This is a genomic window from Streptomyces sp. CoH27 (genome assembly GCF_020181035.1).
GTDB classification, from domain to species: domain Bacteria; phylum Actinomycetota; class Actinomycetes; order Streptomycetales; family Streptomycetaceae; genus Streptomyces; species Streptomyces camelliae.
This window is the reverse complement of sequence record NZ_JAIQYY010000002.1, coordinates 238,453-251,707: the sequence shown is the minus strand read 5'-3', so window position 1 is coordinate 251,707 and position 13,255 is coordinate 238,453. Positions and strand designations below refer to the sequence as shown.

The 13,255-nt window shown below is 71.9% G+C and carries 13 protein-coding genes and 1 pseudogene; 11 read left to right on the top strand and 3 right to left on the bottom strand.

All coding sequences use genetic code 11. The features are described from left to right. Positions 1 to 161: 161 nt before the first annotated feature. The 3 genes and pseudogenes from LE548_RS03975 to LE548_RS03965 all read left to right on the top strand — a co-directional run bounded on the left by LE548_RS03975 (position 162) and on the right by LE548_RS03965 (position 2,255). A pseudogene (locus tag LE548_RS03975) lies at positions 162 to 563 on the top strand (VOC family protein). A gap of 74 nt (positions 564 to 637) precedes the next feature. Then, positions 638 to 1,597, top strand: a complete 960-nt coding sequence (locus tag LE548_RS03970; protein ID WP_225095192.1) for a GlxA family transcriptional regulator — start codon at positions 638 to 640, stop codon at positions 1,595 to 1,597. Between the two features lie 22 nt (positions 1,598 to 1,619). Beyond that, positions 1,620 to 2,255: a DJ-1/PfpI family protein gene (locus tag LE548_RS03965; protein ID WP_225095191.1), complete on the top strand. Its 636-nt coding sequence runs from the start codon at positions 1,620 to 1,622 to the stop codon at positions 2,253 to 2,255. On the opposite strand, the gene LE548_RS03960 is transcribed toward LE548_RS03965, so the two are convergent. Next, entirely contained in the window at positions 2,242 to 2,997 is a 756-nt protein-coding gene (locus LE548_RS03960; protein WP_225095190.1) for an enoyl-CoA hydratase/isomerase family protein, read from the bottom strand. The genes LE548_RS03965 and LE548_RS03960 overlap by 14 nt on opposite strands. Positions 2,998 to 3,278: 281 nt before the next feature. On the opposite strand from LE548_RS03960, the gene LE548_RS03955 reads away from it, so the two are divergent. Continuing rightward, complete coding sequence (locus tag LE548_RS03955) at positions 3,279 to 3,773, top strand: ATP-binding protein (RefSeq protein ID WP_225095429.1); 495 nt, start codon at positions 3,279 to 3,281, stop codon at positions 3,771 to 3,773. Positions 3,774 to 3,806: 33 nt separating this feature from the next. On the opposite strand, the gene idi is transcribed toward LE548_RS03955, so the two are convergent. Together idi and galE are read right to left on the bottom strand one after the other, a co-directional pair. Beyond that, positions 3,807 to 4,400 carry an isopentenyl-diphosphate Delta-isomerase gene (idi, locus tag LE548_RS03950; RefSeq protein WP_225095189.1) on the bottom strand — a complete coding sequence of 198 codons (594 nt, stop codon included), beginning with the start codon at positions 4,398 to 4,400 and terminating at the stop codon, positions 3,807 to 3,809. A 384-nt stretch (positions 4,401 to 4,784) separates the two neighbouring features. Then, entirely contained in the window at positions 4,785 to 5,756 is a 972-nt protein-coding gene (gene galE, locus LE548_RS03940; protein WP_225095188.1) for a UDP-glucose 4-epimerase GalE, read from the bottom strand. A gap of 265 nt (positions 5,757 to 6,021) precedes the next feature. Here galE and LE548_RS03935 point away from each other — a divergent pair, with 265 nt between their 5' ends. Genes LE548_RS03935 through LE548_RS03905 form a run of 7 tightly spaced genes read left to right on the top strand, consistent with a single transcriptional unit; the run spans position 6,022 to position 13,032 of the window. Next, positions 6,022 to 7,818 carry a DUF5941 domain-containing protein gene (locus LE548_RS03935; protein WP_225095187.1) on the top strand — a complete coding sequence of 599 codons (1,797 nt, stop codon included), beginning with the start codon at positions 6,022 to 6,024 and terminating at the stop codon, positions 7,816 to 7,818. Then, entirely contained in the window at positions 7,815 to 8,567 is a 753-nt protein-coding gene (locus LE548_RS03930) for a sugar phosphate nucleotidyltransferase (RefSeq protein ID WP_225095186.1), read from the top strand. The genes LE548_RS03935 and LE548_RS03930 overlap by 4 nt, the downstream gene beginning before the upstream one ends. Next, the gene (locus tag LE548_RS03925) at positions 8,555 to 9,616 is read left to right on the top strand and encodes an iron-containing alcohol dehydrogenase family protein (protein ID WP_225095185.1); all 1,062 of its coding nucleotides are present in this window, start codon (positions 8,555 to 8,557) and stop codon (positions 9,614 to 9,616) included. The genes LE548_RS03930 and LE548_RS03925 overlap by 13 nt, the downstream gene beginning before the upstream one ends. Further along, on the top strand, positions 9,594 to 10,373 hold the full coding sequence (locus LE548_RS03920) for a CDP-alcohol phosphatidyltransferase family protein (RefSeq protein WP_225095184.1): 780 nt from the start codon (positions 9,594 to 9,596) through the stop codon (positions 10,371 to 10,373). Before LE548_RS03925 ends, LE548_RS03920 begins: the two co-directional genes overlap by 23 nt. Positions 10,374 to 10,405: 32 nt before the next feature. Then, complete coding sequence (locus LE548_RS03915) at positions 10,406 to 11,251, top strand: glycosyltransferase family 2 protein (protein WP_225095428.1); 846 nt, start codon at positions 10,406 to 10,408, stop codon at positions 11,249 to 11,251. A 58-nt stretch (positions 11,252 to 11,309) separates the two neighbouring features. Further along, on the top strand, positions 11,310 to 12,239 hold the full coding sequence (locus tag LE548_RS03910) for an ABC transporter permease (RefSeq protein ID WP_225095183.1): 930 nt from the start codon (positions 11,310 to 11,312) through the stop codon (positions 12,237 to 12,239). Continuing rightward, positions 12,232 to 13,032 carry an ABC transporter ATP-binding protein gene (locus LE548_RS03905; RefSeq protein WP_225095182.1) on the top strand — a complete coding sequence of 267 codons (801 nt, stop codon included), beginning with the start codon at positions 12,232 to 12,234 and terminating at the stop codon, positions 13,030 to 13,032. Before LE548_RS03910 ends, LE548_RS03905 begins: the two co-directional genes overlap by 8 nt. The last annotated feature ends 223 nt before the right edge of the window (positions 13,033 to 13,255 follow it).

The window sequence follows — 13,255 nt, the reverse complement described above, 5'->3', positions numbered from 1 at the left end:
ACTGAGGTTGCGCGGCAATTGTGGCAGGTGGAACCGACAACCGGCGCTCAGGGCGTCCCACCGGCGGGCCGCGGGCCGTTTCACCGATCGCGGAGGTGGCCGCCCTCCGGCACGCGGCCGACGACCGACGACGCCCGGCCGGTCTCCGTACTCCGCCGGACATGGCATGCCGCATCAGCGAGTCGGTCCTCGGCGCCGGCCCCGAACGGCTCGCCGCGTCCCGGAGCCAGGTCCTCTGCCACGTCGAACGCGGCTGGCCGGGACGACGACGCACGCATCGAGATCGGGCCGCCCGGCACCTGCCTCGGCGGCCCGCAGCCCACCCTCGTCAGCAGCCCCCGGCAGCGACCCGCGGACCGGGAAACTCCCCCTGCGCATCGACGTCGACGCCACCGTCCGCGACCAGGACACCGTGCGGGAGCGGCTGCCCGCGCTCCGCGTCAGGCCCGCCGGCGCCGACGTCACCCGGACCGGACCGGACCGGAACCGAGAGCCGGCACGTCCTGACCGACCCGGAAGGCAACGAATTCTGCCTCGTGCACGCCGGGATCCAGCCCCTCTGACCGACCCTGCCGTGGCCGGAAAGGTGGGAAACACGTCATTGCGGCCATGCTCCGGGCGCCGAAGAATTGATGCCATGCCCCACCGCACGCTCCTCTTCGTCCTCTTCGACGGGGTCCAGAGCCTCGATGTCACCGGCCCGCTGGAGGTGTTCGCCGGCGCCGAGAAGCACACGCCGGGCACGTACCGGATCCGTACGGCCTCCCTGGACGGAGGCCCGGTGCGCTGCTCCAGCGGGCTGACCCTCGTACCCGACGAGGCGCTCACCGCCGTGTCCGACCCGCACACCCTGGTGGTCCCCGGCGGCCAGGGCACCCGCGCCCCCGACCCGCGCCTGGTCGACTGGCTGCGCGCTCACGGCCCGCGCGCCCGGCGCCTGGTCTCCGTGTGCACCGGCGCCGCCCTGCTCGCCGCCGCAGGGCTGCTCGACGGCCGCCGGGCGACGACCCACTGGGCCTACTGCGACAAGCTCGCCCGCGACCACCCGGCCGTCACCGTGGACCCGGAGCCCATCTACGTCCGTGACGGGGACGTCGCCACCTCGGCCGGGGTGACCTCCGGCATCGACCTCGCCCTCGCCCTGGTGGAGGAGGACCTGGACCGGGACGTCGCGCTCACCGTCGCCCGGCACCTGGTGGTCTTCCTGCGCCGGCCCGGCAACCAGGCGCAGTTCAGCGCCCAGCTGGCGGCCCAGACAGCGCAGCGCGCGCCCCTGCGGGAGGTCCAGCAGTGGGTCACCGAGCACCCGGCCGGGGACCTGACGGTCGAGTCGCTGGCCGCCAGGGCCCGGCTCTCCCCCCGCCACTTCGCGCGCGCCTTCCGCGCGGAGACCGGCACGACCCCCGGCCGCTACGTCGACCAGGTCCGCCTCGAACACGCCCGCCGCCTGCTGGAGGACACCGCCGACGGCATCGAGGAGATCGCCCGCGCCAGCGGCTACGGCACCCCCGAGGCCATGCGCCGCACGTTCGTGCGTGCCCTCGGCACACCGCCCGCGGAATACCGCAGACGCTTCCACCCGGCCCCGGCCCGCTGAAGACCCGCTCGAAGGAGCCCCCATGCAGATCGCCCTGGTCGTCTACGACCGCTTCACCGCCCTGGACGTCGTAGGCCCCTACGAGATCCTCAGCCGGCTCCCGGACGCGGACCTCGCCTTCGTCGCCGAGCGGCCCGGGCCCGTCCGTACCGACACCGGGTTTCTCGCCGTCACCGCCGACCGGGCGCTCGACGAGGTGCCGAGTCCCGACCTCGTGGTGGTCTCCGGCGGTCCCGGCACGATGGACCAGCTGGAGAACCCGGCCCTGCTGGACTGGCTGCGCGCGGCCGACGCCACCAGCACCTGGACGACCTCGGTCTGCTCCGGTTCGCTGCTGCTCGCCGCCGCGGGACTGCTGCGCGGGCGCCGGGCGACCTGTCACTGGGCCGCCCTGGAGCTGCTGGAGAAGTCCGGTGCCGAGCCGACGGGGGAGCGGGTCGTGACCGACGGGAAGTACGTCACCGCCGCCGGGGTCTCCGCCGGCATCGACATGGCGCTCACCTTGACGGGCCGGATCGCCGGCGACGAGCACGCCCGGGCCGTCCAGCTGCTGACCGAGTACGACCCCCAGCCTCCGTACGACGCCGGAGCCCCGCACAAGGCGCCCGCGCACCTCGTGGCTGAGATCCGGGCCGGCAGCCGGTTCAGCCTGACGTAGCCGTGGTCCAGGTGAAGCACGGCCGGCGGCGCTCCAGGAACGCGGCGACCCCTTCGGCGGTGTCGGGGTTGCCGCGCGCCTGCTCGGCCCAGTGGGCGTCCCGGTCCGTCCGGCCGCCGGTGAACTCCTTCGCGGCGGCCTGGGTGAGCTGGGAGCGGGAGGCCAGGATCCGGGCCAGCTCCGCGACCCGCTTGTCCAGTTCGCCCTCTGGCAGCACCTCGTCGACGAGCCCGGTACGCAGCGCCCGGCCGGCGTCGATCAACTCGGCCGTGAACAGCAGGTACTTGGCGGTGGCCGGGCCGACCAGCGACATCAGCCGGCGGGTCGAGGACGCCGGGTAGACGATGCCGAGCCGCGCCGGGGTCACCCCGAACAGCGCGCTCTCCTCCGCCAGCCGCAGATCGCAGGCCGCCGCGAGCTGTGCCCCTCCGCCCACGCAGTGCCCGCGCACGGCGGCGACGGTCGGCTTGGGGAACGCGGCCAGCGCCTCCTCGGCCGCCACCGCGAGCCCCTGCGCCTCCTCCGGCGAGCCCTGGAGCGTGCTGATGTCCGCGCCCGCGCAGAAGGTCCGGCCCTCCCCGGTCAGCACCAGCGTTCGCACCCCGGGATCACGCGCCAGCGTGTCCAGCAGCGGCGGCAGCGCCCGCCACATCGCGGCGGTCATGGCGTTGCGTTTGGCCGGATGACGGATGACGACGGTGGCGACGGCGCCTTCGACCCGGTGCGACAGCTGGGGCTCCATGGCCGGGATGCTATGCGCCGGCCGGGGCATTGCCGAACCCCCCCGCGGCCTGTCGTCGGGCTGGTCCCGGGCACGGGCCGCCCCAAACCCGTACAACCCGAATAGTTCGCGAAGCGGCGTCGGGGGCGACAGGAAGCAGTCCCACACGTGACCGTGTCATACGCACTCGGTCATAAACCGCTCGATACCCGCTGACTTGTGTTCAGGTATCCAGGCCGGAGCCGATCGTTACCAACACTCGACGTGTGGTGACAATCGAGCGCGAGGGTGGCGACCGGACGATGGACAACCACGGGTGCGGGGACGACCCGCGCCCAGCGGGGGGCGCCGAGCGGCCGCCCGATCCACTTCCGTACGAGGGCGTCTGGCGGTTCACCGCCGCCGCGGTGGACGCCTCCGTCCCGCAGGCCCGGCACGCCGTCCGGGACCTGCTGCTGCGCCAGGGCGTGCCGGTCTCCGAGGACCTGGTGTACGGCCTGCTGCTGATCGTCTCCGAACTGGTCACCAACGCGGTCCGGCACGCGGCGCTGCTGTCGCCGACGCTGGCCGTGGAGGTCGCCGTCGGAGCCGAGTGGGTGCGGGTGTCCGTGGAGGACAACCACCCCTACCGGCCGACCGCCCTGGAGGCCGACCACGGCCAGACCGGCGGGCGGGGTCTGCTGCTGGTCCGCGAGGTGGCCCGGGAGGCGGGCGGCACGGTGGACGTGGAGCACACCGCGAGCGGCGGGAAGGTGATCTGGGCCGCCCTGCCGCTCAAGCCCGCGGGCCTGCCGTAGCACCGCAGGCCCGCGACACCGCCGTGGCGCCGCTCACCAGCCCGCGGACGGGCCGGTCAGTTCCCTGATCGCCGGGCGGGCGGCGTCCAGCACGGTCATGAACCACGCCGAGAACGGGTCACGGGCATGCCGCTCGGCCAGCTCGGCGGCCGTCACGAAGGCGGTCTGGGCGACCTCCTCCTTGTCCAGCGCGAGCTCCGCCTGCACCAGGCCGACGAACAGGTGGTTGAACTCCTGCTCGACCAGGCCCGAGGCCGGGTCCGGGTGGTTGTAGCGGACCGTGCCCGCCTCCGCGAGCAGCGAGGGCGACACGCCCAGTTCCTCGAAGGTGCGGCGGGCCGCCGCCGCGAACGGCGCCTCGCCGGGGTAGGGGTGGCCGCAGCAGGTGTTGGACCACACACCGGGGGAGTGGTACTTGCCGAGCGCCCGCTGCTGGAGCAGCAGCCTGCCCTGCTCGTCGAAGAGGAACACCGAGAACGCGCGGTGCAGCTGCCCCGGCGGCTGGTGCGCGGCGAGCTTCTCCGCCGTGCCGATCGTCACACCCTTCTCGTCGACCAGTTCCAGCAAAATCGCCTCTGCGGTGCCCTGCGACGAGAGTTGCGTCGCGGTGGCAGGTGTGATCGGCATACCCATCCTTCGCCTCGTTCTTCGCACCCCAAGTCTGCCGTACGAATCCGGCACTCCCGGCACTTCCCCGCACGTCCGCGCGCGGCGCCGTACCGGGACGGGGACCCGGTAGATCATCGTGCCCTGCGGCCGCCGCCGGGAACCGCCCACGGGCGCCATCACCTGTACGTGCGTTCAGGGGCACAGATGTGCCTCGTGCGCCGCGTGCCCGCTCGGCTCCAGCGGGAAGGTGCGGTGCTCCACGTCGAAGGGAGCGCCGAGGCGGCCCCGGAGCCCGTGCCGCATCTTCTCGTGGGGGCATGGGGCAGCGCGGCACCGCACATCCATGGCCCTGACCTGCGGAAAACGTTCCGCAGGTCAGGGTGGCCCGGCCGGTGCCCCCGCTCAGGCGCCGTGGTGCCGCTGCCAGCCCTGCCAGGCCGACGTGACCATCTCGTGGACGTCGCGCCGGGCCCGCCAGCCCAGTTCCTTCGCGGCGAGCTCGGCCGAGGCGACCGCGCGGGGGGCGTCGCCCGGTCGGCGTGCCTCCACCAGCGGCTCCCGGCGGTCCCCGGTGACCTCGCCGATGACCGTGATCAGCTCCCGAACGGAGACGCCCTCGCCCCGGCCGATGTTCAGCGTCAGATCGCCCGACGCTCCTTTCTCGGAGAGGCGGCGGGCCGCGGCCAGGTGGGCCTCGGCGAGATCGGCCACGTGGATGTAGTCCCGGACGCACGTGCCGTCGGGCGTCGGATAGTCGTCGCCGAAGATCCGCGGGGCCTCGTCGCGGGTGAGCCGGTCGAAGACCATCGGCACGATGTTGAACACCCCCGTGTCCGCCAGCTCCGGCGCCGCCGCCCCCGCCACATTGAAGTAGCGCAGGCACACCGTGGAGATGCCGTACGCCTGCCCCGCCGCACGCACCAGCCACTCACCGGCCAGCTTGGTCTCGCCGTAGGGGTTCACCGGGGCGCACGGGGTGTCCTCGGTGATCAGGTCCACGTCCGGATTGCCGTACACGGCCGCCGACGAGGAGAACAGCAGCCGCCGGATCCCCGCCTCTGCGACCGCGTCCAGGAGTGTGGCCAGACCGCCGACGTTCTCCCGGTAGTAGCGGGTGGGCTCCGCCACCGACTCCCCGACCTGCTTGCGCGCCGCGAGATGGACGACGCCCGTGACGCCGTACTCCGCGAAGACCCGCTTCAGCCCGTCCCCGTCCAGCGTCGAGCCCTCGACCAGCGGGACGTCCGCGGGCAGCCGCTCGGGTACCGCCGCCGACAGGTCGTCCAGGGCCACGACGCTCTCCCCGGCGCCCGTCATGGCCCGTGCCACATGTGCTCCGATGTATCCGGCTCCGCCGGTGATCAGCCATGTCATGGTTGACCAGCCTAAGCCGATCCCCGGTGTGTCCCGGTTGCCCGGGTCTGCGCCGCTGGGTTTGTGGGCCGGGCCCAGGATCCCCGATGATGATCGCGGCAAAGGCCGGGGCAGCCACCGAGGACGGGGCCGTGAACGGCCGGTGAACACGGGTCCGGAACCATCCGATAGCCTTCGCCGACATGCCGCCCGGGTGCCGCAGACAGGCGCCCCCATCACGCGATCGACCGGCGCCCGCGCGCCGGTACCCAGGGAGTGAGTTCGGTTGCCGACCGCCATCGTCACCGGTCAGCCGGTTCCCGGATCGGCTCTTGAGAACGATCTGCGGTCCCTCGGCTTCGACGTCCGGACCGCGGCGGACGCCTCCGAGGCCGAGACCCTGCTGGCCGCCGCTCCCGCCGGTGAGCGCGTGGCCCTGGTCGACGCCCGCTTCGTCGGCCACCCGCACGCGCTGCGCCTCGGCCTGACCGACCCGCGCTTCCCGCTCTCCGCGATCCCCGGCGCCGTCACCGCCCAGCCGGCCGCCCGGCAGGCGCTGACCCGGGCCGTGGCCCGCGAGACCCCTGCCGGGGGCGGTACCGCGCTCGCCGTGGACAGCCTCGCCGACCGCATCGTCACCGCCCTGGACGCCGACGGCGGCGAGGTGCACCGGCCCGAGCTGGGCAGCCTGGTCGCCGCCGTCCCCGCCGACCCGCAGGACCGCAACGAGGCCCGGCAGGCCGTCGCCGCCGTCGACGACGAGGCCATACGCCTGAAGTCGGCCGTGAAGTCCCGTGACGGCTTCTTCACCACGTTCTTCATCAGCCCCTACTCGCGCTACCTCGCCCGCTGGTGTGCCCGCCGGGGCCTGACCCCGAACCAGGTCACCACGGCCTCGCTGCTCACCGCCCTGATCGCGGCCGGCTGCGCGGCGACGGGCACGCGCGCGGGGTTCATCGCGGCCGGCGTGCTGCTCATCGCGTCCTTCGTGCTGGACTGCACCGACGGCCAGCTCGCCCGGTACGCCCTGAAGTACTCCACCCTCGGCGCCTGGCTGGACGCCACCTTCGACCGGGCCAAGGAGTACGCCTACTACGCCGGCCTCGCCCTCGGCGCGGCCCGGGGCGGCGACGACGTATGGGCCCTCGCCCTCGGCGCGATGGTCCTCCAGACCTGCCGGCACGTGGTCGACTTCTCCTTCAACGAGGCCAACCACGACGCCACCGCCAACACCAGCCCCACCGCCGCCCTCTCCGACAAGCTGGACAGCGTCGGCTGGACGGTGTGGGTGCGGCGGATGATCGTCCTGCCCATCGGCGAGCGCTGGGCGATGATCGCGGTCCTCACCGCGGCCACCACGCCCCGGATCACCTTCTGCGTCCTGCTCGTCGGCTGCGCCTTCGCGGCGACGTACACCACGGCCGGCCGGGTGCTGCGGTCGCTGACCCGCAAGGCGAAGCGCACCGGCCGGGCCGCGCGGGCGCTGGCCGACCTCGCGGACAGCGGACCGCTCGCGCAGGGGCTGACCCGCGTCGCCCGCCGGGTGTCCCTGCGGGCCCCTGCGTACACCGTCCTGGCCGGCGGCGCCGTCGTCGTGCTCGCCGCCTGGCTCGCCCCGTACGGCAGCTGGTGGCCCGTCCTCGGCGCCCTCTTCTACGTCCTGCAGTCCCCGCTGGCCGTCGCCCGCCCCCTCAAGGGCGCCCTCGACTGGCTGGTCCCGCCCTTCTTCCGGGCCGCGGAGTACGGCACCGTGCTCGTGCTCGCGGACAAGGCGGGGGTGAACGGAGCCCTGCCGGCGGCTTTCGGGCTGGTGGCCGCCGTCGCCTACCATCACTACGACACGGTGTACCGCATCCGCGGCAACGCCGGAGCACCCCCGGCCTGGCTGACGCGCGTCATCGGGGGGCACGAGGGGCGGACGCTGCTCGTCGCCGCCCTGGCCGCGGTGCTCACCGCTTCGCAGTTCACGGTCGCGCTCACGGTCCTCGCCGTGGTCGTCGCCCTCGTGGTGCTCGCCGAGAGCATCCGCTTCTGGGTGTCCGCAGGGGCGCCCGCCGTACACGATGAAGGAGAACCTGCATGATCGGCCTCGTGCTGGCGGCCGGCGCCGGACGGCGTCTGCGCCCCTACACCGACACCCTGCCCAAGGCGCTGGTGCCGGTGGGGCCGACGGGAACAGAGGACTCCATCACGGTGCTCGACCTCACCCTCGGCAACTTCGCCGAGATCGGTCTGACCGAGGTCGCGATCATCGTCGGCTACCGCAAGGAGGCCGTGTACGAGCGCAAGGCGGCCCTGGAGCAGAAGTACGGCCTCAAGCTCACCCTCATCGACAACGACAAGGCCGAGGAGTGGAACAACGCCTACTCCCTGTGGTGCGGCCGTGACGCCCTCAAGGACGGCGTGATCCTCGCCAACGGCGACACCGTCCACCCGGTCTCCGTCGAGAAGACCCTGCTCGCCGCGCGTGGCGACGGCAAGAAGATCATCCTCGCCCTCGACACCGTGAAGTCCCTCGCCGACGAGGAGATGAAGGTCGTCGTCGACGCCGAGAAGGGCATGACGAAGATCACCAAGCTGATGGACCCCGCCGAGGCCACCGGTGAGTACATCGGCGTCACCCTGATCGAGGGCGACGCCGCCCCCGAGCTGGCCGACGCGCTGAAGGCGGTCTGGGAGACCGACCCGCAGCAGTTCTACGAGCACGGCTACCAGGAGCTGGTCAACCGCGGCTTCCGGATCGACGTGGCGCCGATCGGCGACGTCCAGTGGGTCGAGATCGACAACCACGACGACCTCGCCAAGGGCCGGGAGATCGCGTGCCGCTACTGACCCGGCTCATTCCCTCGCCGGTCGTCGTGGACATCCGCCCGGGTGCCCTGGACGACCTGGCCGACGTCCTCGCCGACGAGCGCATCGCGCAGTCCGGTCGGCTCGCCGTCGCCGTGAGCGGCGGCTCCGGTGCCAGACTGCGCGAGCGCATCGCCCCCTCGCTGCCGGGCGCCTCCTGGTACGAGGTGGGCGGCGGCACGCTCGACGACGCCATCCGGCTGGCCGGCGAGATGAAGTCCGGCCACTACGACGCCGTGGTCGGGCTCGGCGGCGGCAAGATCATCGACTGCGCCAAGTTCGCCTCGGCCCGCGTCGGCCTGCCCCTGGTCGCCGTACCGACGAACCTCGCGCACGACGGCCTGTGCTCGCCGGTCGCCACCCTCGACAACGACGCCGGGCGCGGCTCCTACGGTGTGCCGAACCCGATCGCCGTCGTCATCGACCTGGACGTGATCCACGAGGCCCCGGCCCGCTTCGTCCGGGCAGGCATCGGCGACGCGATCTCCAACATCAACGCGGTCGCCGACTGGGAACTGGCGAACCGGGTCAACGGCGAGAAGATCGACGGTCTCGCCGCGGCCATGGCCCGCCAGGCCGGCGAGGCGGTCCTGCGCCACCCCGGCGGCATCGGTGACAACGACTTCCTCCAGGTGCTCGCCGAGGCGCTGGTCCTCAGCGGCATCTCGATGTCGATCTCCGGTGACTCGCGCCCGTCCTCCGGCTCCTGCCACGAGATCAACCACGCCTTCGACCTGCTGTTCCCCAAGCGGGCGGCTGCCCATGGCGAACAGTGCGGGCTCGGCGCGGCCTTCGCGACGTATCTGCGCGGGGCCCACGAGGACGCGGTCCACACGGCGGAGGTGCTGCGCCGGCACGGGCTTCCGGTGCTGCCGGAGGAGATCGGCTTCACCGTGGACGAGTTCGTCCGCGCCGTGGAGTTCGCTCCCGAGACCAGGCCGGGCCGCTACACGATCCTCGAACACCTCGCCCTCAAGCCGAACCAGATCAAGGACATCTACGCCGACTATGTCAAGGCCATCGGTAGCTGAACTCCGTCCGGTCGTCCACCCCGCCGGGGTGAAGGACCGGCGCAGCGGTGAGCACTGGATGGGACGCCTCTACATGCGCGAGGTGTCCCTGCGGGTCGACCGCTACCTGGTGAACACCAGGGTCACGCCCAACCAGCTCACGTACCTGATGACCGTCTTCGGCGTGCTCGCGGCCCCGGCCCTGCTGGTGCCGGGGATCTGGGGCGCCGTGCTCGGCGTGGTCTGCGTGCAGATGTACCTGCTGCTGGACTGCGTCGACGGCGAGATCGCGCGCTGGAAGAAGCAGTACTCGCTGAACGGCGTCTACCTGGACCGGGTCGGCGCCTACCTCACCGATGCCGCGGTGCTCGTGGGCTTCGGGCTGCGCGCCGCCGACCTGTGGGGCGGCGGCCGTATCGACTGGCTGTGGGCCTTCCTCGGCACGCTCGCCGCGCTCGGTGCCATCCTCATCAAGGCCGAGACCGACCTCGTCGGCGTCGCCCGCCACCAGGCGGGCAAGCCGCCGGTGCAGGAGTCGGCGTCCGAGATGCGCTCCTCCGGTATGGCGCTGGCCCGCAAGGCCGCCGCCATGCTGAAGTTCCACCGGCTGATCCTCGGCATCGAGGCGTCCCTGCTCATCCTGGTCCTGGCGATCGTCGACCAGGTGCGCGGCGATCTGTTCTTCTCCCGGCTGGGTGTCGCGGTGCTGGCCGGCATCGCCCTGCTGCAGACCTTGCTGCACCTGGTGTCCATCCTCGCCTCCAGCAGGCTGAAGTGAGCGCCGTGAAGGTCGGCGCCGTCATCATCACGATGGGCAACCGGCCCGAGGAGCTGCGGGCCTTGATCGACTCGGTGGCCAAGCAGGACGGCGACCCGGTCGAGGTGGTCGTCGTCGGCAACGGCTCGCCCGTCCCGGACGTCCCCGAGGGTGTCCGCACGGTCGAGCTGCCCGAGAACCTGGGCATCCCCGGCGGCCGCAATGTCGGCATCGAGGCGTTCGGGCCAGGCGGTCGCGATGTCGACATATTGCTGTTCCTGGACGACGACGGCCTGCTCGCCCGCCACGACACCGCCCAGCTGTGCCGGGAGGCGTTCGAGGCAGACCCGGAGCTCGGCATCATCAGCTTCCGCATCGCCGACCCCGACACCGGCGAGACCCAGCGCCGCCACGTACCCCGGCTGCGCGCCTCCGACCCGATGCGCTCCTCGCGCGTCACCACCTTCCTGGGCGGCGCCAACGCCGTACGCACCAAGGTCTTCGCCGAGGCCGGCGTCCTGCCGGGCGAGTTCTTCTACGCCCATGAGGAGACCGACCTGGCCTGGCGGGCCCTGGACGCCGGCTGGCTGATCGACTACCGGTCGGACATGGTCCTGTACCACCCGACGACGGCGCCCTCGCGGCACGCGGTCTACCACCGCATGGTCGCCCGCAACCGCGTCTGGCTGGCCCGCCGCAACCTGCCCGCGCTGCTCGTCCCCGTCTACCTCGGCGTCTGGCTGCTGCTCACACTGCTGCGCCGCCCGTCGGTGCCGGCCCTGAAGGCCTGGTTCGGCGGCTTCAAGGAGGGCTGGACGACCGAGTGCGGCCCGCGCCGCCCCATGCGCTGGCGCACGGTGTGGCGGCTGACCCGGCTGGGCCGGCCGCCGGTGATCTGAGAAGCTTCTCTTACCTGAAGAGAGCAAGCTTCTTACCAAGAGATTCCGGATTCCACTCGTGAGTCACACAACCCATGACGACGGTGTCGCGGTGAGCGCGATACCGTCGCCCGACGAGGGACTGACGGCCGCGCAGCTCGCCGCCAGGTACGGCCTCGCCGTCAGCGGCGCCCGTCCCTCGCTCGCCGAGTACGTCCGCCAGCTGTGGGGCAGGCGCCACTTCATCCTCGCCTTCTCCCAGGCGAAGCTGACGGCCCAGTACAGCCAGGCCAAGCTCGGCCAGCTCTGGCAGGTGGCGACCCCGCTGCTGAACGCGGGCGTGTACTACTTCATCTTCGGCGTCATCCTGCACGCGAGCCGCGGCCTGTCCCAGGACGTGTACATCCCGTTCCTGGTCACCGGGGTCTTTGTGTTCACGTTCACGCAGAGTTCGGTCATGTCGGGCGTCCGGGCGATCTCCGGCAACCTGGGACTGGTGCGCGCCCTGCACTTCCCGCGCGCCTCGCTGCCCGTCTCCTTCTCGCTCCAGCAGCTCCAGCAGCTGCTGTTCTCGATGATCGTGATGTTCATCGTGGCGATCGGGTTCGGCAGCTACCCGAGCCCGGCCTGGCTGCTGATCGTGCCGGTTCTGCTGCTCCAGTTCCTGTTCAACACCGGGCTCGCGCTGATCGTGGCCCGCATGGGCGCCAAGACGCCGGACCTCGCCCAGCTGATGCCGTTCGTCCTGCGCACCTGGATGTACACCTCGGGCGTGATGTTCTCCATCAGCAAGATGATGGAGGGCCGCTCCGAGATCGCGGTCCGGCTGCTCCAGGTCAACCCGGCTGCCGTCTACATGGACCTGATGCGCTACGCGCTGATCGACGGCTACGGTGCCGCGAACCTGCCCCCGCACGTGTGGGCCATCGCCCTGTTCTGGGCCGTGGCCGTCTTCGCCGGCGGCTTCGTGTACTTCTGGCAGGCGGAGGAGAGGTACGGCCGTGGCTGAGCCGCTGACCGCACCGGGCACGGTCGGGCGCCGGCCCACCGTCATCGCGGACGACCTGCACATCGTCTACCGGGTCAACGGTGCGAAGACCGGCAAGGGCAGCGCGACGGCCGCGCTGAGCCGCATCCTCAGGCGGGGCTCCGACGACGCGGCAAGGGGCGTGCGCACGGTGCACGCCGTGCGCGGGGTGTCCTTCGTCGCCCACCGCGGCGAGGCCATCGGCCTGATCGGCTCCAACGGCTCCGGCAAGTCGACCCTGCTGCGCGCCATCGCCGGTCTGCTGCCCGCCGAGCGCGGCAAGGTCTACACCGACGGCCAGCCCTCGCTGCTGGGCGTCAACGCGGCCCTGATGAACGACCTCACCGGCGAGCGCAACGTCATCCTCGGCGGTCTCGCCATGGGCATGTCCCGGGAGCAGATCAAGCAGCGTTACCAGGAGATCGTCGACTTCTCGGGCATCAACGAGAAGGGCGACTTCATCACCCTGCCGATGCGCACGTACTCCTCCGGCATGGCCGCCCGGCTGCGCTTCTCCATCGCCGCCGCCAAGGACCACGACGTCCTCATGATCGATGAGGCCCTCGCCACCGGTGACCGGGGGTTCCAGAAGCGCTCCGAGGAGCGCATCCGGGAGCTGCGCAAGGAGGCCGGCACGGTCTTTCTGGTCAGCCACAACAACAACTCCATCCGGGACACCTGCGACCGGGTCCTGTGGCTGGAGCGCGGCGAGCTGCGGATGGACGGGCCGACCGGCGAGGTGCTGAGGGAGTACGAGAAGTTCACGGGCAAGTAGCCTGTTTTCGGCCAGGGGTCCGCCGGCAGCCGTCCGGCTGGGCCCCGCGCCGCAAAGGAAACGTCAACTCCGGCTGGCGCAGGGAATCTTGACGCCGATCGGTGTGTTGTTGTGATCTGCAGGACACCCCGACGAACCTCGATGCGTTGTACAACGTAAGCTGTACCGGTGCCGGAAAGCGGCAAGTGGGGCGATAATGCGCGACACCCTGCGCCAGGGCGTC

Excerpts from the sequence above, each read along its gene's own strand:
- galE (WP_225095188.1), bottom strand. The coding sequence starts at position 5,756 with ATGACATGGCTGATCACCGGCGGAGCCGGATACATCGGAGCACATGTG.
- LE548_RS03930 (WP_225095186.1), top strand. The coding sequence starts at position 7,815 with ATGATCGGCCTCGTGCTGGCGGCCGGCGCCGGACGGCGTCTGCGCCCC.
- LE548_RS03960 (WP_225095190.1), bottom strand. The coding sequence starts at position 2,997 with ATGGAGCCCCAGCTGTCGCACCGGGTCGAAGGCGCCGTCGCCACCGTC.
- LE548_RS03965 (WP_225095191.1), top strand. The coding sequence starts at position 1,620 with ATGCAGATCGCCCTGGTCGTCTACGACCGCTTCACCGCCCTGGACGTC.
- LE548_RS03955 (WP_225095429.1), top strand. The coding sequence starts at position 3,279 with ATGGACAACCACGGGTGCGGGGACGACCCGCGCCCAGCGGGGGGCGCC.
- idi (WP_225095189.1), bottom strand. The coding sequence starts at position 4,400 with ATGCCGATCACACCTGCCACCGCGACGCAACTCTCGTCGCAGGGCACC.
- LE548_RS03970 (WP_225095192.1), top strand. The coding sequence starts at position 638 with ATGCCCCACCGCACGCTCCTCTTCGTCCTCTTCGACGGGGTCCAGAGC.
- LE548_RS03920 (WP_225095184.1), top strand. The coding sequence starts at position 9,594 with ATGTCAAGGCCATCGGTAGCTGAACTCCGTCCGGTCGTCCACCCCGCC.
- LE548_RS03915 (WP_225095428.1), top strand. The coding sequence starts at position 10,406 with ATGGGCAACCGGCCCGAGGAGCTGCGGGCCTTGATCGACTCGGTGGCC.